Annotated in this window: 14 protein-coding genes and 1 riboswitch; of the genes, 9 read left to right on the forward strand and 5 right to left on the reverse strand. The window is 43.1% G+C overall.

Annotation, left to right across the window (positions count from 1 at the left end; genetic code table 11):
- Positions 1-33 precede the first annotated feature (33 nt).
- Complete coding sequence (locus tag IM792_RS02190; protein ID WP_194100035.1) at positions 34-990, reverse strand: SDR family NAD(P)-dependent oxidoreductase; 957 nt, start codon at positions 988-990, stop codon at positions 34-36.
- A gap of 168 nt (positions 991-1,158) precedes the next feature.
- On the opposite strand from IM792_RS02190, the gene IM792_RS02195 reads away from it, so the two are divergent.
- A complete protein-coding gene (locus tag IM792_RS02195; protein ID WP_194100036.1) occupies positions 1,159-2,112 on the forward strand; it encodes a helix-turn-helix domain-containing protein in 954 nt (317 codons plus the stop codon).
- 98 nt (positions 2,113-2,210) lie between these two features.
- Here IM792_RS02195 and IM792_RS02200 read toward each other — a convergent pair whose 3' ends face one another.
- Both IM792_RS02200 and IM792_RS02205 read right to left on the reverse strand, forming a co-directional pair.
- A complete protein-coding gene (locus IM792_RS02200) occupies positions 2,211-2,978 on the reverse strand; it encodes an SDR family oxidoreductase (RefSeq protein ID WP_194100037.1) in 768 nt (255 codons plus the stop codon).
- A gap of 119 nt (positions 2,979-3,097) precedes the next feature.
- Positions 3,098-3,682, reverse strand: a complete 585-nt coding sequence (locus IM792_RS02205; protein WP_194100038.1) for a Crp/Fnr family transcriptional regulator — start codon at positions 3,680-3,682, stop codon at positions 3,098-3,100.
- Positions 3,683-3,865: 183 nt separating this feature from the next.
- On the opposite strand from IM792_RS02205, the gene IM792_RS02210 reads away from it, so the two are divergent.
- Both IM792_RS02210 and IM792_RS02215 read left to right on the forward strand, forming a co-directional pair.
- On the forward strand, positions 3,866-4,420 hold the full coding sequence (locus tag IM792_RS02210) for a TetR/AcrR family transcriptional regulator (RefSeq protein ID WP_228084891.1): 555 nt from the start codon (positions 3,866-3,868) through the stop codon (positions 4,418-4,420).
- A 20-nt stretch (positions 4,421-4,440) separates the two neighbouring features.
- Positions 4,441-5,187 (forward strand): sialate O-acetylesterase, encoded by a 747-nt coding sequence (locus tag IM792_RS02215; protein WP_228084892.1) that lies wholly within the window; start codon positions 4,441-4,443, stop codon positions 5,185-5,187.
- A gap of 165 nt (positions 5,188-5,352) precedes the next feature.
- On the opposite strand, the gene IM792_RS02220 is transcribed toward IM792_RS02215, so the two are convergent.
- On the reverse strand, positions 5,353-6,150 hold the full coding sequence (locus IM792_RS02220) for an SDR family oxidoreductase (RefSeq protein ID WP_194100040.1): 798 nt from the start codon (positions 6,148-6,150) through the stop codon (positions 5,353-5,355).
- 134 nt (positions 6,151-6,284) lie between these two features.
- Between IM792_RS02220 and IM792_RS02225 the strand changes: the two genes are divergently transcribed.
- The 4 genes from IM792_RS02225 to porV all read left to right on the forward strand — a co-directional run bounded on the left by IM792_RS02225 (position 6,285) and on the right by porV (position 18,778).
- Positions 6,285-6,644, forward strand: coding sequence for a helix-turn-helix domain-containing protein (locus IM792_RS02225; RefSeq protein WP_194100041.1), 360 nt, complete (start codon positions 6,285-6,287; stop codon positions 6,642-6,644).
- Positions 6,645-6,809: 165 nt separating this feature from the next.
- On the forward strand, positions 6,810-9,656 hold the full coding sequence (locus IM792_RS02230) for a hypothetical protein (protein WP_194100042.1): 2,847 nt from the start codon (positions 6,810-6,812) through the stop codon (positions 9,654-9,656).
- A 229-nt stretch (positions 9,657-9,885) separates the two neighbouring features.
- The gene (locus IM792_RS02235) at positions 9,886-17,667 is read left to right on the forward strand and encodes a S8 family serine peptidase (protein ID WP_194100043.1); all 7,782 of its coding nucleotides are present in this window, start codon (positions 9,886-9,888) and stop codon (positions 17,665-17,667) included.
- A gap of 52 nt (positions 17,668-17,719) precedes the next feature.
- A complete protein-coding gene (gene porV, locus IM792_RS02240) occupies positions 17,720-18,778 on the forward strand; it encodes a type IX secretion system outer membrane channel protein PorV (RefSeq protein WP_194100044.1) in 1,059 nt (352 codons plus the stop codon).
- 103 nt (positions 18,779-18,881) lie between these two features.
- Here porV and IM792_RS02245 read toward each other — a convergent pair whose 3' ends face one another.
- Positions 18,882-19,340 (reverse strand): MaoC family dehydratase, encoded by a 459-nt coding sequence (locus IM792_RS02245; protein ID WP_194100045.1) that lies wholly within the window; start codon positions 19,338-19,340, stop codon positions 18,882-18,884.
- A gap of 471 nt (positions 19,341-19,811) precedes the next feature.
- A riboswitch (SAM riboswitch) is annotated at positions 19,812-19,915 on the forward strand.
- A 702-nt stretch (positions 19,916-20,617) separates the two neighbouring features.
- On the opposite strand from IM792_RS02245, the gene IM792_RS02250 reads away from it, so the two are divergent.
- Positions 20,618-23,740, forward strand: coding sequence for a TonB-dependent receptor (locus IM792_RS02250; RefSeq protein WP_194100046.1), 3,123 nt, complete (start codon positions 20,618-20,620; stop codon positions 23,738-23,740).
- Positions 23,741-23,759: 19 nt separating this feature from the next.
- Positions 23,760-25,136, forward strand: coding sequence for a RagB/SusD family nutrient uptake outer membrane protein (locus IM792_RS02255; RefSeq protein WP_194100047.1), 1,377 nt, complete (start codon positions 23,760-23,762; stop codon positions 25,134-25,136).
- Positions 25,137-25,151: the final 15 nt, after the last annotated feature.

The following is a 25,151-nucleotide window of genomic DNA, read 5'->3' on the forward strand; positions in this document are numbered from 1 at the left end:
AAGCCTTTTGTTTGAATGTTGATCAGTGGTTTATTACACCTTAAATTCTGAACCTGTTATTTTTACCGACAATTCCCACAGGTGTTGTGCTGCTGCCGGGTCTATGGCAAAGCGCTTTACACCGGTATAAGTTATCTCGTCTTTTTCTTCAATTTCGGCAATATCACAATCTTCGCAATAAACGCCACCCAGGTTGTTAAGCAGTGGTGAAGTTGCTGCCCATACCTGCGTTGCCGCGCCTTGTTCAGGCGTTTTAAATGTAGCGTCAATAAGTTCACCCTGTTCGTTTATCCAACCCTGCTCTATCTTTTCTTCCTTGGTCATGTGCCTTACCAGAGGTGTCAATATCTTTCCGGGGTGAAGTGAAAAGGCGCGTACACCATAGGGCGCGCCTAATTTGTCGAGCTGTACAGCGAATAAGGCATTCGCTGTTTTTGATTGCCCGTAGGCCTGCCACTTGTCGTACCCTTTGTCAAAATTGATATCATCCCAGCGAATATCAGAAAGCTGATGTCCTGACGACGAAACGCTGATCACTCTCGAGCCTCCTTTAAGTACCGGCCACATCTCATTAACCAAAACAAAATGCCCCAGATGGTTGGTAGCAAATTGCGATTCCCATTGCCCGGCACCAATCCTTTTTTCGGGACTGGCCATAATACCGGCGCTATTGATCAGTATATCTACATGTTGTCCTTTAGCAACTAAATTAGCTGCAAAGGCACGTACGTTATCAAAATCACCCAGATCGAGTTGCAAAACCGTTACGTTAGCTATGCCCTCAAGTGTTTTTTTAGCCTCATCGGTATTGCGGGCACTTACTATGATATGCGCACCGCCCTTGGCCAATGACCGGGTACTCTCTAACCCGATACCGGAATGTCCCCCGGTTATCACTATAGTTTTTTCTGAAAGTTTTATACCTTGCAGCACTTCGTCGGCTGTGGTTTTATCGTTAAATCCGCTTTTAATAGGCTCTTGTAGATTCATGGTAGTGTACGTTTAATATAGATGTGTAAAATCGCGCTATGTATTTGGGCGATGCATTATCAAATTTAGCCGTATCAGTAACCTCTTGTTTGCATTAATCAAACAAAAAAGCATACTATTCAAACAATATGTTATTATTTATTGTGTTGATGATGAGGGAATATCGCTATGGCGAAAAACTTTCCTCATCTTATATCTGCTCCAACCGTCAAACCATATTCTATGCAGCAAACCATTCAGGATTATTATGCAGGCCATTCATTTACAATGCCACAAGATGATGCATCTATCGGTCATTTTGATGTTTTTAGGTTAGAAGAATATATTGCCAATGGTACTGCGGCCGTCCCTTTCGGCAGAAAGGAATATCTTAAAGTTTGCATTATAGCAGGTAATAGTATTATACATTACGCTGATAAAAGTGTTCACGTAAATAACAGGGCATTATTTTTCGGAAATTCCATGATACCATATAATTGGCAATGGGTAGGAAAGAGCCAAACAGGTTATAGCTGCATTTTTGATGAAGCTTTTTTTATCGACTATGGGCGCATCAGAGAATATCCGGTGTTTCAGCCGGGGAGCGATTCCATATTTGAACTTACTGCCGATGAGTTTTCTTTTTTTAGCCATATTTTTAACCAGATGATCGCTGAAAAGAATGATACATTCGCGTTTAAGAAAGATGTTTTACGCGGCTTAATTTTTCAGATCATACACCGGGCGCTTAAAATGCGGCCTTCTCCTCCAATGGTGCCCAAACATGCTGCTGCCGCCTTACGTACCACCGAACTTTTCCTCGAATTATTGGAAAAGCAATTTCCGCTCAAACTTGGAAAACCTATTGAGCCATTACGCTCCCCAACAGAATATGCGTCACAATTAGCTATTCATGTTAATCATCTCAACAAATCAGTAAAAGAGGTATTGAACAAAACCACTACTGATGTAATTCAGCAGCGATTGTTAAAAGAGGCAAAATTATTGCTTACGTATAGCAACAGGTCAGTATCAGAGATAGCCTATGCTTTAGGGTTTGGCAGCCCGACTCACTTTGGAGCATTCTTTAAAAAATATACCTATAGCTCACCGGGTAAATACAGGCAGCTGGGCGAGCGATGATCTCAAAGAAAAGGGATATGTAATAACACCTTTATTGTTAGTATAAAACAGTAGCGTACAAATATCGGTGATCTTGTACGCTACCATTTTGCTTGTTATTATTTCATTAAGCTGATATTGGTCATGCCCCCGTCTGAAAGTATTTCGGTGCCAACGATAAACGAAGAATCATCCGAAGCAAGAAAAACCGCGGCTTTTCCAATATCAGCAGGTTGGCCCATTCGATTTACCGGTATCAAATTTATCCAGGCTTGTTTAACCTGTGCTACCAGCTCCTGCGGTACCAGTTTGTCAAATGCAGGTGTATCTATTGAACCCGGCGATAATGTATTTACCCTTATGTTTCTCTCTAATAGATCAATCGACAAACCTTTAGCCAATGATATAATCGCTGCCTTTGCGGCGGCATATATAGTCATTCCCGCTACGGCACGGTGTGCAGCGCTCGACCCAATTAAAATTATGGAAGCCCCATCATTTAAATATGGCAGCGCTTTTTGAACCGTGAAGTAAGAACTTTTTAAATTCAGATCCATGTATCCGTCATAGTTATCTTCCGTAACATCCGTAATAGCAGCCATCGGGTTTCCATCTACAACACCACCGGCATTAACAACCAGCGTATCAATTTTGCCAAACTTTTCAAATGTGTTTTTAAAAACCCTTTCCAGGTCTGTCATTTTTGTAACATCGGCTTCTATGCCAATAAAGCCAGCCCCCAGCTCGTTAACCGAAAGGTCGAGCGTTTTTTGGTTTCTTCCGGTAATTGTGCCTGTCGCGCCTTCGTTTTTAAATGCTTCGGCAATACCGAAGCCTATACCACTGTTGCCTCCGGTAATTACGGAAACTTTGTTCTTTAATTTCATATTCTTTAATAATTATTATGAAACAAAAGTGAGCGTTATAATGCCCGGGAGCGGAGGACATTTGTTACAAAAGCAGTGTGACAAATATCAATAAATAAAAGCCGGAAAAATTGTTCTATTTATTTGAAAGCATGAACCGACTGTTTTCTGACCCGGCTTAAAGTTTCGCGTGTCAGGCCAAGAAATGAAGCGATCATGTAAAGTGGGATACGGTTATAAATGCTTGGATATTGCTTAACAAAGTGATTGTATTTCACCTCGGCTGATTCGCTGATATTGCTGAATATCCTGTTTTGATGAGCTTCAAAATTTTTAGCGGTTAGTTTATCGATCAATTGTTTGAAATTCGGGATCGTTTGCGATAGGTTCTCCCAGTCGTCTTTTGATATCCAGATCAGCTCGCTATTTTCAAGCGCCTCGATATAACAGTTTGATGGCTGATCGGTCATGAAACTGGTATAGTCTGATATCCACCAGTTTTCAATAGCGAATCGCATAATATGCTCCTCGCCATTCTCGCCTACACGAAATAGCCGGAAGCTCCCTTTCACCACAAAGCCAATAAAATCGCTAACATCGCCTTCTTCCAATAAATATTGGTTTTTGCGAATCCTTTTCGCGACTGAAACCTTTTGAACCGACTCGATCTCGCTCGGTGTCAGGCCTCCGTTCTGAGTAAGATATTCTGCTAAAGCTTCAAACATTTAACAAAGCTATTTAAAAGACTTTTATACAGCTATAAAGCAGGTTTGAATATGTTGTTTAAATGACGTAGTCGTGTTTGGTTTTACGGTCATTAAGTTGATATCAAATTAAAATAAGCATTGTCGATTTTATAAAAATGTCACTAATTAGTGGCATTTGTCATATATTTGTGCCAATACGTGATGAAAAAAAAACAGATACTAAACAGTGCAATAAAGGTTTTGAACAAAGATTTATATGCACCGTTAGAAAAAATAGCCAACGAGGCGCAAATAAATAAAAGAACGCTCTATAGATATTTTAGCGATAGAGATACCCTGATAGCTGCCTGCTATTTGGATATGATGCAAACCTGCAGTCGGGCGATGCTGATAGCCGTAGGCAGCCATAACGACCCCATTGCGCAATTAGAGGCAATGTTATATGCAGCGATGGACTGCGGTGTGAAATATGTTTTTTTAACTACACTGGAGATCAATCCGGTAAATATGGAAATACATGATAAAGACCTGTTTGCTGAGTATGAGCAAGCCCGAAATAAATGGTTCAGCCTTGTTCCGCAATTACAGCAAGAAAATATTATTGACCATCAGTTATCTCCCGCCTGGATCAGGCATCTATTTATCAATACGGTACGAACCTGCGTGCAGGCACAAAACTCGGGCGATGTTGCTCCAAATGATTTGAAAAGATTGGTTTGGTTAACGTTTAGCCGAAGCATAGGCATCAGTAAATAATCTTTTACCCCATCAACTTTATGATACATTCTTTTTTACTTATCGGGCAGTCAAATATGGCGGGGCGTGGTATCCGCGAAACTGTACCGCCAATAATTAATGAGTCAATTATGATGCTGCGTAACGGCCGCTGGCAGGTAATGGCAGAGCCTATACATAATGATCGCCCCACGGCCGGCATTGGGCTTGCATCTTCGTTCGCTGCGGCCTGGTATTTAGATCATGCTGATGATCGGATCGGCCTTGTCCCATGTGCAGATGGCGGTACAAGCCTTGATGACTGGCAGGTTGGCGGTGCGCTTTTTGATCATGCGGTGGCGCAGGCAAAACTTGCTCAGCGCAGCAGTAAGTTATCAGGTATTTTATGGCATCAGGGTGAAAATGATTCTTCTGCCGGGCTTGCTGCCGTTTATTGTGAAAAGTTTGACAGGATCATAAACGAATTACGCGGCCAGTTAACGGAACCGGATATTCCTCTTGTTGTAGGTGCCCTCGGCGATTTTTTGCCAGATGGCGTATACGGCTCTTATTTTAAAGATTATAGGCTGGTTAATGAGGCTTTGTTAAGCTATGCCCAATCTCACGATAATTGCAATTTTGTTACAGCGCAGTGCCTGACAGCCAATGATGATCAGTTGCATTTCGACGCTCCCTCGTTAAGAAAATTAGGGCTACGTTATTACGAGGCATTGAAACATCATACAGATATTGTGGAGCCTTTACTAAACGAAGACGTATTGCTGGAGAATATTTATGATCGCTTATGATGGGGATAAATATTCTAAAAACCCGTAAGGGTATGTCATAAAGTACGGCCTAGATCAGTAATACATTTTAATTAAGCGTTTTTCATAAGGCTCAATATCCATTTTAATCACTAATCATGTAAAGGAAGGACATTTAATTTTTCCTTTACATGATTAGGGATAGTATTATTTTACGACCGGAAAATTACCTCCATCGATAAAATAATTCGCACCGCTAATGTAGGAGGCTTTAGGTGATGCGAGGAAATAAACCAGTTCAGCAGTTTCCGCGGGTTCGGCCATTCTGCCCAGCGGCACGCCACCAACCCTGTCAAACAGCTTCTGAGTCATTTCCTCGAACGTTATTCCGGCCTGTTTTGCAAGTTCTGTCAAAAAGCTTGACATCGCTTCTGTTTTATTTAACCCCGGTGATACGGTAACCACTCTAACGCCTTGCGGTCCGGCTTCGTCGGCAAGTGATTTGCTGTATGAATTCAGTGCAGACTTGGCGGCGCTGTAGGCCATTGTGGATTCCCAGATTGGGAACTGTCCGCTTGTTGAAGATATGTGGACGATCACCCCGCTTTTCTTTTCGAGCATTGCAGGTAATAAGGCCCGGTCCAGGCGTACTGATGACAGTAGGTTTATCTCCAATGCCTTGTACCAATGGTCGTCAGTAAGTGTGTTGAATCCACCGCCCGGAAACGTATTGGCCCCCATATTGTTGATTAGAATATCAACTCCGCCAAAATTTTGATTGATGTGCGCCGCTACCTTTTCTACATCATCCGTTTGCGAAAGATCGGCCGCTATAAAATGATAGGGGTTATTCTGTTCATCCGGCTGATTTCGTGCTGTTACTATTACTGTAGCCCCGGCAGCCAGTAAACGTGCGGCTATCGCTTTTCCGATGCCTTTGGTGCCTCCGGTAACGAGTGCTGTTTTTCCTTCAAGGTCTTTAACATTATCCTGTTGATCGCTCATCTTTATAAAATTTAAATTACTTTTGTTTCATAAAGTTACTAAAGCATTTTCCGGCTCAATTATATAAGCACGGAATAAGTGGTTACATGGTTGTAACCAAAAGCAAATAGTGGTAACATACTGGTAACTAACACATGAGAAAAATGCTGCAAAATCCCGAAAACTGTGCTGTTGTACGTACGGTAGGTTATATCGGCGGGAAATGGAAACCTATTATTTTAGTAAGATTGCTAAACGGCGGAAAGGTGCGCTTTGGCAAGTTGGGCGTTCAGATGCCGGATATCTCCCGAAAAATACTCAGCCAGCAATTAAAGGAGCTGGAGGAGGATGGCCTGATAATCCGTCACAGCTATATGGAGAAACCACCACGTGTTGAATATGAACTAAGCGAACTTGGCAAAACACTAATTCCCGTTTTAAAGGCCATGTATGATTGGGGCAACCAAATTGCCGAGCCTGAACACAAAGGCACCTGGGAACCAATAGTTAGATAATAGCTGTAGCGTAGCTGCTTAAAAATACGTAACGGCTTAAGTTTACTTAAGCTGAGTTTATTATAGTGTGCCACAAGCATCTACTAACTCGCTTATTTAAAGTTATCTTTATGATAAGGTTATATCGGTAAGTTAAAAATATTGCTATTAGTGGTTCAACTGAAAATGAAAACCGTACTTAAGGTATGGGTATTCTTTCTTATTATTTTCAAAATACAGGGCGTTGCCTACGCGCAGGAGTTGCAGCAGTTGGCAATGCCCAAAATACAGCATTACAGCCGCGCTGATTATAATGCCTATAACCAAAACTGGTCGGTAGCGCAGGGGGCCGATGGTACCATGTATTTTGCTAATTCAAAAGGTTTACTATCATACAACGGCAGCCAATGGCAGGTGAACGAGTTGCCCATGAGGCAGGTGGTACGCACAGTAGCGACAGATAACCAGGGCCGCATTTTCACCGGTGGTTATGCCGAAGTTGGCTATTGGAAAAAGGAGCGTTTCGGTAAACTTATTTATCATTCATACGCAAATAACATCAGCCATCCCAACTTTAAACAGGAGGAAATATGGAACATTGCTGTTATTGGTGATGATGAGATCATTTTTCAGTCGTTAACAACCTTATATCATGCTAAAAACGGGGTTGTTAAAGTGGTGAGCACCCAACATCCTTTTTCAAATGTAAAGGTGATTAATGGCCAGGTATTTGTTTTAGCTGATGATGGCCTGTATGAGTACAAGAATAACAAACTTGCTTTTATAGCCGGTAGTACCGCGCTTAACGGCCAAGCCCCAGATGAGCTTATTCCTTACGCGCTTGATCAGTTGCTCGCTATTACTGCCCGTGGCGATATGTTTATTTACAACCACGAACAATTCAAGCCTTTTATATCCGAAACACAGTCCTTTTTGCGTGAGCATGGTATTTTACGGGCATTACGTATTGATGAAAACAGGTTTGCATTCAGCTCCATGCACAAAGGAGTTATTATTAGTGATGGCTTTGGACGCATAATTCAAAAACTCGATCTGCATAACGGATTGGGGAGTAATACAGCGCTGTCACTTTTTGCAGACCGGGATGCTGATTTGTGGGTTGGTTTAGAGGGCGGGATAAGCACCGTGTTATTACAAGCGCCTTTTTCACAATATAAAGACAGTGAGGGACTTTTAGGTATAGTTTACAGCGCCGCCGTTTATAGAGATGTGCTGTATCTGGCTACGCCGAATGGTTTGTTTGCCCGTAATATTACAGAACCAGCCCAAAGTTTTAAACGAATAAATAATATCAGTGATCCCGTAACCAGTATAGAGGTTTTGGATGGCAGCTTGTTTTTCAGCTCCACAACAGGGATGTATCAAATGGAAGGAGATAAGTTGAACCGTGTATCGAATATAGGGGTAGGCTGGGTAATTAAACAGTATACTTCTAATCCCGATTATATTATACAAGGTTCCTATCATGGGCTGATAGTATACCGTAAACAACAAGGCAAATGGGCTTTACATGCTATGTTAAAGTCAGCACAGTGGCTGCCAGCCCGAGATTTGGATTTTGATAAGCACGGTAATATTTGGATGAAGCATCTGTATAGCGGAATATATAAAATAACGCTCAGTACCGATATGCGTTCCATTTTGAAGACAGAGTTATTTAACGAACGTTCCGGGCTGCCTAACACGGGCAAGCTCAACATATTTAAATACAACAACGGCATACGCATTTCAAACAGTAAAGGTATTTATATGCAGGCTGCGAATGGTCGTTTTGTGCCGGATAATATGTTAAAGAAAAAGCTGGGTCCATATTTCTATTCAAAGCGTATCATATCTGCGTACCAGCCCGAGTGGTGGATGGTTATGGACGATAATTCGATAGCGCGACTAAAGTGGCTGCCTAACGGCAAAACCGAAATTGACCGGTTCAAGCAGCGCAATTTTTATTTACTGAATGATTTTGAGCACATCCGTAAGTTTCAGTCTAACTATATTTTTTGTACCGAAGATGGTTTCAGTTTGTACGATGAAAGCAAGATGATCCATAATCCGGTTAACAACGCACCTGTTATAAACGAAGTTAATGTGTTGCAAAACAGCGTTTACAATCCGGTAAATAAGTTTGATACCACTGCGCGGCCCCGACTGCATTATGATCATAACAATATCGCCATATCATGGGGAATGCCAATGTTCGCATCGCAAAAGCTGTATAGCTACCGTGTAAAAGCCATGGCTGGGCATGAGCAATGGAGCGCATGGTCGGCAGCCTATCAAAAGCAGTTTGATAATATCTCGCCGGGTAGCTATATCTTTCAGGTACGTACAGATATTAATCAGCGCGTAACCTCATTTAGCTTTGAGGTGTTGCCGCCCTGGTATTTTACCATTTGGGCTAAAATAGCCTATGTGGGCGCGCTGGTATATCTCGGTGTGTTTTTATACCGCACACACAAGCTTAAACTCGCCGAGCAAAAAAAACAAATGGAGCTCGATCTGGAACGGCGTATGCAGCAGGAGCGAAAGGATCACGAACATAGTATTATGCTGGGCGAACAGCAAAAACTGGCTCAGCAGGTGGCATTAAATAGCAGGAATCTGGCTAATTCATCGCTCAACCTTATCGAGAAAAAGGAATTTTTGAATAAGGTAAAAAGCGCCTTGGCTAAAATAAAAGAAGAAGCTGGTGCCGGTTTTCCTGTGGATAGGTATAACCGGCTTGTTAAGATGATCAGCATGCAAACCAGTAGTGATAATGATCTGCAATTGTTTGATGAAAGTTTTGAGCAGGTGCATAACGAATTTTTTAAACGCCTTTTGCAGGCTTATCCTGATCTGGCTCCGCACGATCTAAAACTGGCTGCCTATCTTAAAATGAATTTGAGTACCAAAGAAATAGCGCCGCTTCTTAAAATCACTCCGCGCGGTGTAGAGATAAAACGGTATCGCCTGCGCAAAAGGCTTAAGCTAAATAGCGATCAAAACCTTATTGAGTTTATGATGAGCGTGTAAATTCAATTATTTCATCTTGTTTGCGGGTTTATTTTAATTTGTTGTTTTTGGTGAATTATGTCATTGATAATTAGTGTTTTATGTCTGTTGTGATGTAATCGTGATGTAGTGTTAAATATGCGTTAACATTGTGGTGATGTATTGGTGTAAGGGTGGATAAAATAGGCATCAAAAGCCTTGTAGCTTAGTTTAGTAAGCTATTATCTGACCTCATAAAACGATTACATCCGTGAAGAAAAATTTACTCCAGTTATTTAAGGTTTTTTGGGTATTGCTGGCGCTTGTTGTTACATGCAATAATGTGCAGGCGCAGCAAAAAGCTCAGCCTGCCCCGTACAGCAAAGGTGTGCTACGCGGCGTAGTGAACATCAAAATTGCGCCGCAGGCCGAAAGCCGTATAGCATCGCGTATTGTTACCGCCCGGAGCGGAAAGCTCAATACCGGTATCACCACGCTTGATGCCATAGCCATTCGTTTCAAGGCAACCTCCATGCAGCGTGTGTTTCCGTATGATGCAAAGCATGAAGAACAGCTACGTAAGCATGGCCTGCATTTATGGTACAAACTTACGTTTGATCAAAGTGTGGATGTGAACCAGGCTGTGGCGGCATTCAGCAAACTGTCTGAAATTACCGTTGCCCAGCCCGTTTACGAAAAAAAGATAAACGATGGCTATCTTCCCGGCAGTAAACGCCTGGTTGACTTGCCTAAAACCCCGATCAAGCCGGCCGGTTTCCCTAACGATCCATACTTTGCCCAGCAGTGGCATTATAACAATACCGGCCAAAACGGTGGTACGCCCGGTGCCGATATTAATCTGCTCAAAGCATGGGAGGTAACCAAAGGCACCCGTAATGTAATTGTGGCGGTACATGATGTTGGCCTTGATGTAAAACACGAGGACTTGAAAGCCAACATGTGGGTAAATACGGCCGAAGCCAATGGCAAGCCAGGGGTTGATGATGATGAGAACGGTTACATTGACGATATAAACGGTTACAATTATGTAAGTGAAAGCGGTACTATCGATCCTGATGATCATGCCACCCACGTTGCGGGTACCATAGCGGCTGTTAGCAACAATGGCATTGGTGTATCAGGCGTGGCAGGAGGTACGGGTACGGGTGATGGCGCACGTATCATGTCGCTCAAAATACTGGGAGGCGCTTCTGCTGAAAATATTGCCCTGTCATACATTTACGCGGCAAACAACGGCGCGGTAATATCTCAAAACAGCTGGGGCTATAATGCTCCCGGTGTTGACGAACAGATTATCCACGAAGCCATAAAATACTTTGTTGCCGAAGCTGGCCGCTTTCCCGGCAGCCCCATGCGCGGCGGCATAGTGCTATTTGCATCGGGTAACAGCGGTGCCGACGGGCAATGGTATCCCGGTTATTATGATGAGGTGGTTGCCGTATCATCGCTCAATAAAAATAACGTACGTTCATACTATTCAAACTATGGCAACTGGGTTGATATATCAGCACCGGGCGGCGAGCAAAACACTGCCAGTGAGGATGGTATTTTAAGCTTGTTGCCTAATAACCGTTACGGCTATTTCCAGGGCACCTCAATGGCTTGTCCGCATGTGGCGGGCATTGCAGCGCTCATCGTATCAAAATATGGCGGCCCCGGCTTCACGGCCGATAAGCTGAAGAAGCACATTCTAACAGGTGTAAAAAATGTTTACGATACTAATCCTGACGATGCCGGTAACCTTGGCGCAGGGTATGCCGATGCGGTACTCGCCCTCAAAACAAATAATCTTGTACGGCCGGATAAGGTAGCTGATCTCGCTATCACATCGGTTACCCAGGATGCCATAGGCATCAGCTTTAAAGTACCCGCTGATGGGGATGATGACTTCCCCGCCACATTACGGTTATACTACGATACACAGCCTATTACTGCCGCCACAATTGGCAAGGCTAAGTTTCATGAACTGCGTAATTGGGATGCGGCGGGCACCGTAAAAGAGCATGTTTTTGAAAAGCTATCACCGCTAACCAGGTATTATTTTACTGTGGTAGCCATTGATAGATGGGACAATGTTTCAGACCTGTCAAACACCACAGAAGCAAGCACCACTGCCGGTCCTGCAATAAGCGTTGATAAAAGTTTGCTTGCCTTTAGTTTGGATGCTAAAACAGGCCTGGAAGCCGGTGATATTTTCAATATAACAAATACCGGGGCAGGTAATTTATCGTGGCATTCGGTAATCCGTCAAAGAGCGGCCGAAACTGAAGCATTCCGTACCAAAGCTAAACCTACCACAAAAACCGCGGTAAAAGCCAACATTAAACACAAGGTAAACATAGCTAAGGCACATGCAGCGCGTTCGGTAGCTAAGCCAAAAGTGATGGCTTTTCAGCCTATAGAAATGTATTACTCTGAATTTCCTACCAATGTTATCGGAGATAATGATCTGTCTATTCCTAATTCATCCGCCACAAAGTTTATTGTTGAAAGTGCTGAGGGATTTAACCTTACCCATGTACGCACTTTTCTAAATATAAAAAGCAGCAACCAGCCAATACTTGTAGAAATTTACAAGGGGGGCGTAAAACCCGATGCTGATAACCTCGTTTATTCGCAAACCACTAATTCTATATCAACCCAAGGGTATTACACCATCAGGTTAAATGAACAGTTGTATTTTAACCAAAGCGATGAATTTTGGATAGTGATACATACACCTGCGGGCAATGAGTATCCGTTGGGGATGGGATACCTGATCAATGAGAATACGCCTTCGGGTTACTTCCTGATGAGTTTTGATACCGGTGCCAGCTGGACAACTTTGGCCAGTGCCATTGTTTCCGAAGGTTTTGCCTGGAATGTAGTTGCCCAGAGCCAGGAACCCCACCAAGGAGATTTTATTACGCTTGATCCAGCTTCGGGCGAGATAGGAGGCACGGCTAAAGCCGCATCGCCGGTAAATGTACACGTTAACGCAGCTGGTTTAACAAACGGCGATTATGCCCACGTAATCGTCATCAATAACAATGATCCTGCTAAAAAAGAAGTACGTATACCTGTTAATACTAAAGTAAGCAACCGTATGGCTACGCTTAACATGCCCGATGTGGTGGAGTTTGGCACTGTGTTTTTAGGTAAAGAAAAACAGGTAGCTATTAAGGTTGAGAACACCGGCTACGGTGATTTTAAAACCGCTTTGCTAAGCGCGTCTGATGCGCAGTTCGTGGTAAATGATCCGGGTACTATACCGGCTCGCAGCCAAACTGATCTGGTGGTTACATTTAAGCCCAAAACCACCGGCACAACGAATGCCATTTTAACACTTACCGACGACAAGGGAATTAAATTCCAATTTAACTTATTCGCCGTAGCCGCCGAGCCTGCCGAGCTGCAAATTGAACCGGCCGAACGTAGTTTAGACCTGAACATTGGCGATACTGCCTCTGCTACCTTTACCCTGAAAAATGTGGGTAAATACCCGCTTAAGTACGCGGCGCCTAAATTTTCAAAGAATACTATTGAAGATATAGACCCTAAAAAAGTGAGCACTTACGGGTATTCGTACAAAGTAACTAAAGAAGGTTACAACTGGACTGATATAAGTACTACCGGTAAGGATATTAGCGATGTATTCAAGCCGTTTGGCTCATACTTCCATGCTGTTGATCTTGGCTTTTCCATTAACTTTTTTGGGCGTAAGGTTGATAAATTGTACATCACCCCGCTGGGGGCGCTTACGTGCGATGAATTTGCCAACTTTGCCAACGGCAGCACACCCGACATTAAGGCTGACCATATGCCTAATGGTTACATATCTGCCAGTTATGTACCCTATAATTTGAACAAGGGTGGCCATATATATTACAAACGGGAACCGGGTAAACTAATAGTAGAATATAAAAATGTGTATTCTGATTTTTTGAATGACACTCGTAAGGCTACTACTTTTCAAATTATTGTTTATGATACGGGTAATGTGCAATACCTGTATGATGATGTGGAGGAATCGAATCCCGAAGATTACTTTCTCGCGGTAGAAGGTTTTGACAGGGAAGATGCCCTTTTGATACAGAATTGGGAAAGCAAGGCTAACATCACCAGTAAAACAGTGGTGAACATTGTTAGTCCGGGTGCGGATATGGTTACCAGCCTGTCAAACCCTGATGGTATCATAGCCCCGGGCGGCAGCAAGCAGCTTAAGCTTACCATAAATACCGACAGCCTTACCGAGGGTAGCCATACGCAAAATCTAACGGTACTCACTAATGATCCGCGCAACCAGTCGGCTTATCTTACAGTAAAAGTCAATACCACCGGGGGCAAGGCAGCACTGGAGATCGATAATACACAAATTGACTTTGGCAAACTGCAACAAGGCAGTGCCGGTGAGCGTACCGTAGTTTTAAGTAATGCCGGCACTTCTCAACTGCAAATAGCTTCGCTAAGTTTAGGTAATAATGATTTTACCATTTCGGGCGATGATAGCTTTATTATAAAGGCTAAAAGCAAGGCATTTATTGATATACGTATTGATTCTACCAAAGCAGTAGGTATTTATAATGATGTACTCACTATTAAACCGGCGGAGGGTAAAACCTTAACGGTTAAAATAAAAGCCGAAGTTATACCATCACCGGCCATAGTTGTTGATGCCAAACCTATTGCAGAAAGCATTAATGCCGGTGCTGTTAAAGAAAGGCTACTAACTATTGATAACAGTGCCGGAAAGGCTCCGCTGGAGGTGATCCCTACAGCCGCGCATTGGTTAAGCCTGTATGATAAAAAGGATACCCAAACAGCCCCGGCCTACAGCTGGAGCGACAGCCGTAGCACTGACGGGCCGAAATTTGAGTGGATAGATCTGCTGAAGCAAGGCACCCGTATAGAATACAGCGGAAATACTCCCGATGCATCAAGAACAATTGAGTTGCCGTTTGAATTTGAGTATTACGGTAAAAAATATAAAAAGGTATACATTGGTTTATGGGCAGGCGCAATATCATTCACTGATACTATACCTGAAACATTTCGTTTTGGCCCGCCGGATATACCAACCCCCGATGCACCGAACACCTATCTGGCGCCATGCTTTATTGGAGGTGGGATTGATGTTACCGCCCCAAGAGCATCTTCGGGTATTTTTTATAAGTTTTACGATGATAAGGCGGTTATCTCTTACGAAAACTTTATATCGAGCTCAGCATTTGCCGGAGGGAACATATCATTCCAGATCATACTGTATAAAAACGGCAGCGTAAAATTCCAATATAATGGTGTTGGTGATGAGTGGGGTGTTGAATTTTGGATACGCAGGCCGTTAATAGGCATCGAAAACCATGACGGTACCAGTGGTGTGCAGGTTGCACGCAACAAGGAGTTTATTATTAATAAACTTGCTGTAGCCTTTAGCCCTTCGTACCGGTTAACCATACCGGCGGGGCAAGCAAAGGTGTATGATCTTAAATTTGATGCCACAACCCTTAGCGCCGGCGAGTATGATACCAAACTGGTGTTACAAAATAACACCCCATCAAAACCTAATATCATTATACCGGTATCGTTATCCGTAAGCGGAACGCCATTGGTTAGCATTCCTGATACTATTGATGCAGGTACGGTGATGATAGGTGCAGGCAACTCAACCAGCTATACTTATTTTGATATTATTAATTTGGGTAATGCTCCATTCGTTATTAATGATATGGTATTGGGTAACAATGCCTCCCTTAATATTGAGTATGGCAAAGAGGTGCAGAGCAATTACAGGCTCGATACTGTTTGGACACCTGTACACAATACCCTCCCCGGCGAAACACTTACAGTTACGCCTAACGAAACAGCTTTATTCCGCTTAGCGGTAGATGGGAGTAAGGCAATGGTTTTCAATACCTCGCTTACCATCACCGGAAATGCTGAAACAAAGGCCGTAAAAATATTGGGTACTGTGGCCTATCCGCCGCTGATGTCAGTATACGAGAAGAACATTATAGCGCAGGCCAACACCGCTACTGAGGTTGTTACCAAAGCATTTACTATTGATAACACACAAGGCCGTTCAGAGCTGAAGTATGACATGAGCATAAAGTACAGCCGCGACGACGAACAGCCAACCGGCGATTTGGAAACAGCAAAGGTACCGAAAGCAAAAACCCGTGCATCTAAGCCATTCAAGCTAAGCAGGAAGGTTGTACCACGGGATACCGTTAACAGGAGAGCAATCCGCGATGTGTTTGTTGCGGCTACCAATGTATTGGAATATGAGAATACCTCTCGCCCCGACGGATTTTTAGGAATCGGGGTTGGCAACGCCTTTTGGACAGCAACGGCATTCGTGGCCGGTAATGATGGATTCAATCTGTCAAAGGTGCAAACCTACATGATGCTTGAAAACACACCATCGGCAGCTGTTAATGTTGAGATATGGGCAGGAGAAGATCTGTACACTGCTAAAAGGATACATACACAACGTTTTCAGGTACAGCGTAGCGTGCCCGATGAAGGCTCATTTGAAACGTTTAGTTTATCATCAGCAAAAAGAATTTATCCTAACGAAAAGTTCTTCGTGCTCATTAATTATCCGCTTGGAGTTCAGTTTCCGCAAGGTACTGCCACGCTTTCTCAATCACTTACAAATACGTTCTTCTTTTTTGATGAACTTAATTGGATGTGGATTGACCTGGCCTCGCAAAGTGGCCTGAACAAGGCAGCCTTTATGGTAAAAGCCATTGAGGATACGCATGAAGACATTGCCTGGGTTAACCTTGCATCGCCATTAAAAGGAACAGTAGCCGGTGGCGCTAAAAAAACCATTGATGTGAGGTTTACAGCCGCCAACACAAAAAATGCCGAGAATAGGGCACAGGTAATTGTTAACAGTAATGATCCTATCCGCAAGCGTGATGCCGTGGCGCTCACCTTACGACTTAACCAGCCGCCTGTGTTTGTTAAGCTACCTGTAGGCAATCAGGTAAGTATTAAAGAGAATCGCGATACAACAATAGTTTTGCAGGCAACCGATCCTGAAAACGATAAGATCACCTACACGCTTGCTAACGCACCTGCATGGTTAACTACCCAGGTTGCCGATAGTACATTCAGGCTAAACCTTAAGCCGGGCTATGCCGATGCGGGCAGTTACATAGTTGATGTAAAGGCTACCGATGCATACCAGCATGCTACCGTTTATCAACTTAAAATAGAGGTGATCAATAACAACAGACCGCCTGTTGCAGTGGCTGCGCAAAGCTTGCAGCTGCGCACGGGCAGCGTACACCGGGTTAAACAAGCACCGTGGTTTAGTGATGCTGATGCCGATCCGCTCAGCTATAGCTTTGTGGTAAGCAATAATACGCTGTTACAGGTAACCACCGCTGCCGATGAGTTTGCCTTTAACCCGCTTGGTGCAGGTGCAACTACAGCGCTAATTGTAGCTGATGACGGGCAGGGCGGTAAAGATACCCTTACTGTAAATGTAGAGATCAAGAACAACACGGCACCGGTTATTAGCGCGCAGCCTGGTTCGTTGGTGATTAACATAGCCGATGGTGTAAAGAAAGTAAGCCTGGGCCAGTATTTTACTGATGCCGACGGCGATTCAATGAGATATACCACGGCCATTAATGATAGCACTACCGCCCGCGTTAAAATTGAGCAAAACGATCTGGCCATAACCCCGCTTAAAGTTGGCGATGCTTCTATAACCATTACCGCTGCTGATGGTGCAGGTGGTACAGTGAGCGCACCGCTGTCGCTTAAAGTAGTTACCGGCAGCGATGAAAACTTGCGGGCTTACCCTAACCCGGTTATAGTTAGTACTACTATTGAGTACCTGTTGCCACAAAGTGGTAAAGTGCTGCTGCGTGTGTTTGATGTATCGGGCAGGGTGATACGCACATTGGTAAGCGGCAACCAAAACATAGGTACGCACAAGGTAGATTTCAACATGTCGGGCTTGCCTGCCGGGGTATATTTCTATAACCTCTCGCTTAATGAGGATACCGGCATCACCCAAAAACTGATCAAACAATAATTTACGAGTGCAGGGGTATGCCAACCTTGACATCCCCTTAAAAATAATAAGAATGAAAAGATATTTTTTAAGGTTAATTTGTACAATACTGTTAATGGGTATAAGCGGTAAGCTGTTTGCGCAGAGTAATAGCTCTTCCGGAGTGCCCTTCCTCAATATTGTGCCCGATTCTCGATCGGCCGCTATGGGCGATGTGGGTGCGGCCACCTCTGCCGATGCTGATCCGAACGCGATGTATCACAATGCATCAAAACTGGCTTTCGCTACAGATACCACGGCTTTTAGTTTAAGCTATACACCCTGGTTTCGCAATCTGGGTGTAAAGGACGCCTATATGGCATTCCTCTCGGGCTACAGCGTTCTTGATGAAAGGCAAACCATTGCGGCATCACTCAAATATTTTTCGCTGGGCGATGTTGATTTTACAAACGATTATGGCGATCTGCTACAGCAATACCGGGCCAATGAGCTGGCTATTGACGTAGCCTACATACGTAAAATGAGCAACAATTTTTCAATGTCACTATCGGCAATTTATATACGGTCGGCAATGGGGTCGGGTAGTTACAATAACCTTGATCTAAAACCCGGTAACGCTGTGGCCGCTACAGTTGGTTTGTATTTGAAAGATGATGTGAAGCTGTTTAACAAAGAAACCAAACTCGCCCTGGGCGTAAACCTGGGAAACCTGGGTACTAAAATAGGCTATGGTAACCAAAGGGCCTTTTTACCGGCAAACCTCAAGGTAGGAGGAACGGCACAGTTTAAAATGGCTGATAAAAACATGCTGGCCTGGTCGCTTGACTTTAATAAATTGCTTATACCCGATAATGCCGACGAAGATATGAGCTTGCCCAATGCCATTGGCAAATCGTTCTCTCCGCTAAGCCTTTCTGTAGGTACCGGGTTGGAATATTGGTACGATCAGGTTTTTGCAGTTCGCGCCGGATATTTCGCCGGGCCCTCAAAATATAATGTACAATACTTAACTGCCGGAACAGGCTTCAAATATCACGCCCTGCAATTTGATCTTTCGTACCTTATATCTACCAAAAGCCGAAGCGCTATTGACAACACTCTGCGTTTATCATTGATATACGCTTTCAAGTGATAGTTAATGTAAATAAATATGTGGGGCTGGCAAACTCAGCCCCACATATTCATCACGGTATCTAATCAAAGTCGCCTTGCGGAACTTTTGAGAAGCTGTTATTCTAAATAAAATGATATAAAAACACTACATCTCCATTGTAGGCTGCTTTTTTCTCACCTTTTATATGGAGTGTTGCTTCAATAACAACTTTGGTAACGCCCCTTAAATTGGCAATGGATATAAGTTTTGCCTTAAGTTGTACTTCATCGTTAACCCTTACCGCTTGCCCGAATTTGAAACGCTCTATACCATAGTTAATTTCCATTTTTATGTTTCTGATGTCAGCTATCTGCTTCCATAAATAGGGAATTAAGGATAAAGTTAAATAGCCATGGGCTATAGTTGAATTGAAGGGCCCTTCGGTTTTCGCTCTTTCCTCATCAGTGTGTATCCATTGGTGGTCTAAGGTAGCATCTGCAAATTTGTTAATCTGTGCCTGGTCAATCTTGTGCCAGTTAGACAGGCCAAGCTCGTTTCCGACATGGGTCTGATATTCTTCAAAACTATTTATTATTAGCATGTAAGGCTTGTTTCAAGAGATAAGTAATTCTTTACGGTATTGCATAAACTAACTTATTACATATACTATATTACCTATCTTAATGTAATATTTACATAGGTAAAGAAAAAGTGCGACTTCTATAGCATTCGTTATCTTAATAAAGCTAAATAATTGATTTTAGCTGTATGAATAGATAGGTTCGAATTCTTTTTCTAATCGCAAGATTATAAGTTAAAAAGTGTCAAAAGCCTGTAATTAAAATGATTACAGGCTTTTTTTTGCGGGACTCAAAATTTGCAGCATTTCGCAAAAAGGTGTGACAATTAGTGTGACTTTTGAAACAAGAGGTTCGTTTTTTTACAACCGCACACGTTACCCATTATCACATGGCTTAAATGGAATGATCGATAGAATTAATTATATTAATTCTATCGATTTGGTAGTGTACAATAATATTATTTATATATTTGCATTGAAATAGCTGATTGATCATTATCAAGAAAGACGGAGGGAAAGGCCCGATGAAGTCTTAGCAACCTGGAGTACTTAACTCAGGTGCTAATTCCTGTCTGCGTATGCAGAGAAGATAATGTTAATGTACGGACTCATCGTTTACGATCTGCAAAGTCCATCTTTTTAATGACAAGTGCTGTTTTTTAAATAAAATTTTCATGAAAACACCATCTACAAAAACAACCATTTGCTACTTGCGCTATCAATTCGCCATTACTCACCAGCTTACATGCAACAACGCCTGTTGTTGTTGATTCGTGATTTTAGAGATCCGGAGCCCGTTTTAAAAAGGCTGTGATCTCCACAATAATGACCGGAAGTAAGATGATTTCTCAGCGGGCCGGTCTATTTTATAATAAAATATTAAATCTATAGGAATAGTATACTATATTTATATATTTGCATATATTATCACTATCTCCACATACAATGAAAGGTTTATTATACACAGCAAATTTTCAACAGTTGAATATTGTATTCAATGTCAACTGTTGCTGTATATGTTGTTGTTAAGCCGCTCGGCAAAGTTCTGCCAACCCTAACTGACCTCAGGGACAAAAAAATAAGATTCTTAAAAATTTATGGAAAGGGCGGTACCAAGGTATCGTGCCAAATTTTCTGCAAAAAAGGAGGTGATGCAACAATAACTATACAACAATAGTTTGTTAAAGCAACAAAGGAGATGCGTAAAGCATCCCCTAAGGAATAATTAAAACAGAATGAACAGGCAGTCAATTGGCGTTGCACCTGAATCATAACATATAATTAAACATTGTAAAAGTATGCAAAAATTGCACAATGTAAAGCGGCACATAGGCGCTTTACAATGCCTTGCCGTGCCATCACCAAATGGTATTGGTATTTACAGGCTCTTATTAAAACTACGAACGCTTTTTTTTATTGCAACAGCAGTGGTATTGTTACCGCTGCAACTATTAGCACAAACTACTCCGCTCATCAATTCAAAACTGGCAGGTAGTGTCGTTGACGCTAAAACAAAAGAACCATTGCCGGGCGCTACTGTAGCCATACAAGGTACTACACATACTGTTACAACAGATGGTAACGGACATTTTAACTTTGTAACCGGCCAAAAATTTCCATACACGCTTATAGTTTCATACATCGGTTACAAAACACAAACGTTGATAGCAAATGGCGAAACACTTGTAATTGGCCTTGAAGCATCTGCCAGTCAGCTAAATGATGTAGTGGTTGTGGGCTATGGTACCCAGCAGCGAAGGGATGTGGTAAGCGCAGTCACCAAAATTGATCCATCAACAACCAAAAATTTACCTGAAGGTAGTTTTGATGCCCAATTACAGGGTAAGGCCTCGGGTGTTCAAATAAATTCAAACATAGGGGTTCCAGGTTCAGATTTGTATATACGTGTACGTGGAGCCACATCTATAAACGCGTCCAATAGTCCATTGTATGTTATTGATGGTGTGTTTGTTAATAACAAAACACTGCAAGGCATATTTCAGGACAGGGCAACTTCGCCATTGGCTGATATAAATCCGGCTGATATTCAAAGTATCGAAATACTAAAAGACGCTTCCGCCATTGCCATTTATGGTTCGCGCGGTGCTAACGGTGTTATTATAGTAACCACCAAAAAAGGTAATTACGGGCAAAAAACAAAAATAGAGTTCAATGCTTCGGAAGGGTTTGCTAACGCGCCGGGTGACAGAGTTTGGAAAACTACTACCGGGCCGGAGCATGCCCTGCTTGTGAATGAGTACAGTCGTAATATGGGTAAGCCGGAGCCTTTCAGGCCAAAAGATGTGATAGTTAATGGTGTGGCCGGCCGCGGCCTGCCTGATGAGCAACCAACTTACGACCGTATGAGTTATCTGAACCGCACAGCAGCGCTTCGTGATTATAATATAGCGGTAAGCGGTGGGTCAGAACGTACACGTTTTTATCTGGGTGGTGGCTACACCAAGCAGGAATCGATTTGGAAGCCAATGGCTTTTGAGCGGCAGAGCTTAAAGCTGAATCTCGACCATAAAATTAGTGAAAGAGTAACGGTCGGTACAACAAATACCCTTAGCCGCAGTTATCGCGATCAGGCACGCCCGGCTAACGGCGGTAACGGTACGCTGTTGCAGGCATCGCTAAATATTCCTACCTATCTGCCGATCTTTGATGATGCAGGTCAGCCGCTTCGCTGGGTTAACTTTGATAATATTGCTACGCTTACCAGCAGGGTTAACTTATGGTCAACCAGTTTGCATTACATTGGTAATACTTTTATTGATATTGACGTTGCCAAACACCTCAAATTCCGCTCGAGCGTATCTGTTGACTATAATAATTATGACGAGAACGAATACTGGCAAAAAAATACCATTTTGGGTAATGCCGGTGGTAAAGGCAGCCAAAGTGTTACCGCGCTGGCTACGCTGATTAACGAGCAAACCTTAAACTACAACAATAAATTCGGCAAGCATAGTTTAAACTTATTGGTAGGTAATACCATACAAAGTTCAACCGTACGCAATGTTAGCGCTACCGGCACCAATTTTCCAAGCGATGCCTATACACAGATATCATCAGCAGCAATACAAACGGCCTCGCAGTATAATAGCGCCAGCAAATTAGCCTCATTTTTTGGTAGGGTAGGGTATGATTATGCTAAGAAATATTATCTGGAATTTACTGCCCGAGCCGATGGTTCATCGAAATTCGCAAAAAAATGGGGCTATTTTCCGGGTGTAGGTGTATCGTGGCGAATAAACGAGGAAGATTTTCTGAAAGATGTTAATCAAGTAAGTAATCTCAAATTCAGAGCCAGTTACGGCGCTGTAGGTAATCAGGAAGGCATTAATGATTTCGCGTCACGCGGATTGTGGAGTGGCGGTTACAGTTATCCGGATGGCGTAGGCAGTAACGAAAACCCCGGCATTGGACCATACCAGCTGGCTAATAAAAACCTGACGTGGGAGCGTACCACTCAGTTCAGCACCGGTATTGACCTCGGCTTGTTTAACGACAACCTGGCCATAGAATTCAATTACTATGATAAAAAAACTACCGACCTGTTGTTGTTAAGGCCATTAGCCGCCATAACAGGTTATCCATCGTACACCAGCAATTTTGCGCAAATAAGTAATAAAGGTTTTGAGCTGGCTATAAATTCAACCAATATTAAAACAAGCAGTTTTACCTGGCGTACAGACTTCAATATATCAAAAAACAAAAACAATGTTGACAAAATTGAGGCTGATATTCCTTTTGCCGGTCGCGATTTGATAAGAATACAACAAGGTAAAGAGCTTTATTCATACTGGCTGTACAAGCAATTGCGTGTAAACCCTGAAACCGGAGATGCCGAGTTTGAAGATGTTAACGGCGATGGCAAAATTACTGCCGATGACCGCCAGATTGTGGGAAGCGTATGGCCAAAATTCTTCGGTGGCCTTACCAACAACTTTACTTACAAAGGTGTCGACCTGAATATATTTTTCACTTACTCATTTGGTAACAAGGTATGGAACCATAACCGTATGCTTGGCGAAACAGGTGGAACGCTTGACGCGAATCGTGTATTGCTGGCCTCTCAGCTTGATCGATGGACAGCTCCGGGACAAAACACCGATGTACCGAGGCTAACAGATGCCAACTATTCAAGACAGGAAAATAGCCGTTTCCTGGAAGATGGATCATTTGTAAGGCTGCGTTCCATCACGTTTGGCTATACCTTTCCAACTTCTTTTACCTCGAAAATAGGTGTCCAAAAACTGCGTGTGTTCGCCAGCGGTACTAATCTGCTGCTTTTCACTAACTATTCAGGCGCTGACCCAGAATCAAACATCGGTCAGGACAACATTCAGGGGTATGATTATGGTGTGCCGCCACAGCCCCGCGCGTTCCAGTTCGGTTTAAATCTAACCTTGTAAACCACTAATTGATATCGACATGAAAATTTCAAAATATACTTTCTTTACAATTTTGGTCGCTGTTTTAACGCTGTCGTCGTGTAATAAATTTCTGGATACAAAACCCGTTAGTTATGTAAGCGATGATGTTACCATTTTTGATTTGGCATCAAGCCAGTCGGCCCTGCGTGGTGTGTACCGTCAGTTAGCCTCAACCGGCTATTACGGTGAAACTTATGTTACCCTGGGTTATTTTCCAAGCGGTGATGTTAAAAACCTTACCACCGGAGGTGCTGCCAACCTCGTTACGGTGAACTTCAGGGCTGATGATTTGAACTTTAACACCGCGTGGACAGCAATTTATTATACGATTAACCGGGCCAATAACGTGATCACTAAGGTACCATCATTGGTTGGCCCGGGTTTCACACAAGTTCAAAACGATCAGATTGTAGGCGAGGCGAAATTTATACGTGCGCTGGCTTATTTTGATATCGCACGCGCCTGGGGCGGCGCGCAGATTGTGCTCACGCCTACCACTTCAATTGACGCGCTTCCTCAAATAAAGCGTAGTACGCTCGACCAAACTTTTGACCAGGTAGAGCAGGACCTGAACGATGCCGAAGCGTTATTGCCTAATACTGTTAATCGTATTCGTGCAACCAAGCGCACAGTTTGGGCGCTTAAAGCGAGGTTATACCTGTACCGTAAAAATTGGGTAAAGGCTGATGAATATGCCACAAAAATTATCGAAGCAACTGATTATGAATTATTAAAGCCATTCAGCAGTTGGTTTGCTAATGATGTGGTTGGTACCCGCGAATCGATATTCGAACTGGCCTATAGCGCGACCAATCCAAGCACCATCAGGCAGCAAATGCAGCATTCAACGAACGGGGGCACCTACCGATACGCGCCTACCGACAAGTTTGTGCAATTGTTGAATGACCCGGCAGTATCAGGTGGCCGAAGTGCATTAATTGGAAAGGTAACACAAGCGGGTACTACACTTTGGTTTGGTAACCTGTATTACCGGAAAAATTCAACTGATCCTGCTTACGTGCTGCGAATAGCCGAGCAATACCTGATCCGTGCCGAAGCCCGTGCACATTTAGGACTGATTGCTGGTGCAACTGGCGGGCTTGCAGATATAAATGCTGTGCGTGAACGTGCAGATGTTGCGCCTTTAACGCTTAGCACGGCCAATGATCTGCTGGTTGCTGTAGAGAGCGAACGCCGCATTGAATTTGCCTGGGAAGCTCACCGTTGGTTTGATTTGGCACGTACCGGTCGCGCTAAAACGGTACTTGAGGCAATCGACCCAAACATCAAGATTGATTCGCACGAAACCGTATTCCCAATACCGGTAACACAACTTCAACTTGATAAAAATCTTGAGCAAAATGCTGGTTATTAATTTATTCAATGTTAA

It is taken from the genome of Mucilaginibacter sp. JRF (genome assembly GCF_015223065.1).
Classification (GTDB): domain Bacteria; phylum Bacteroidota; class Bacteroidia; order Sphingobacteriales; family Sphingobacteriaceae; genus Mucilaginibacter.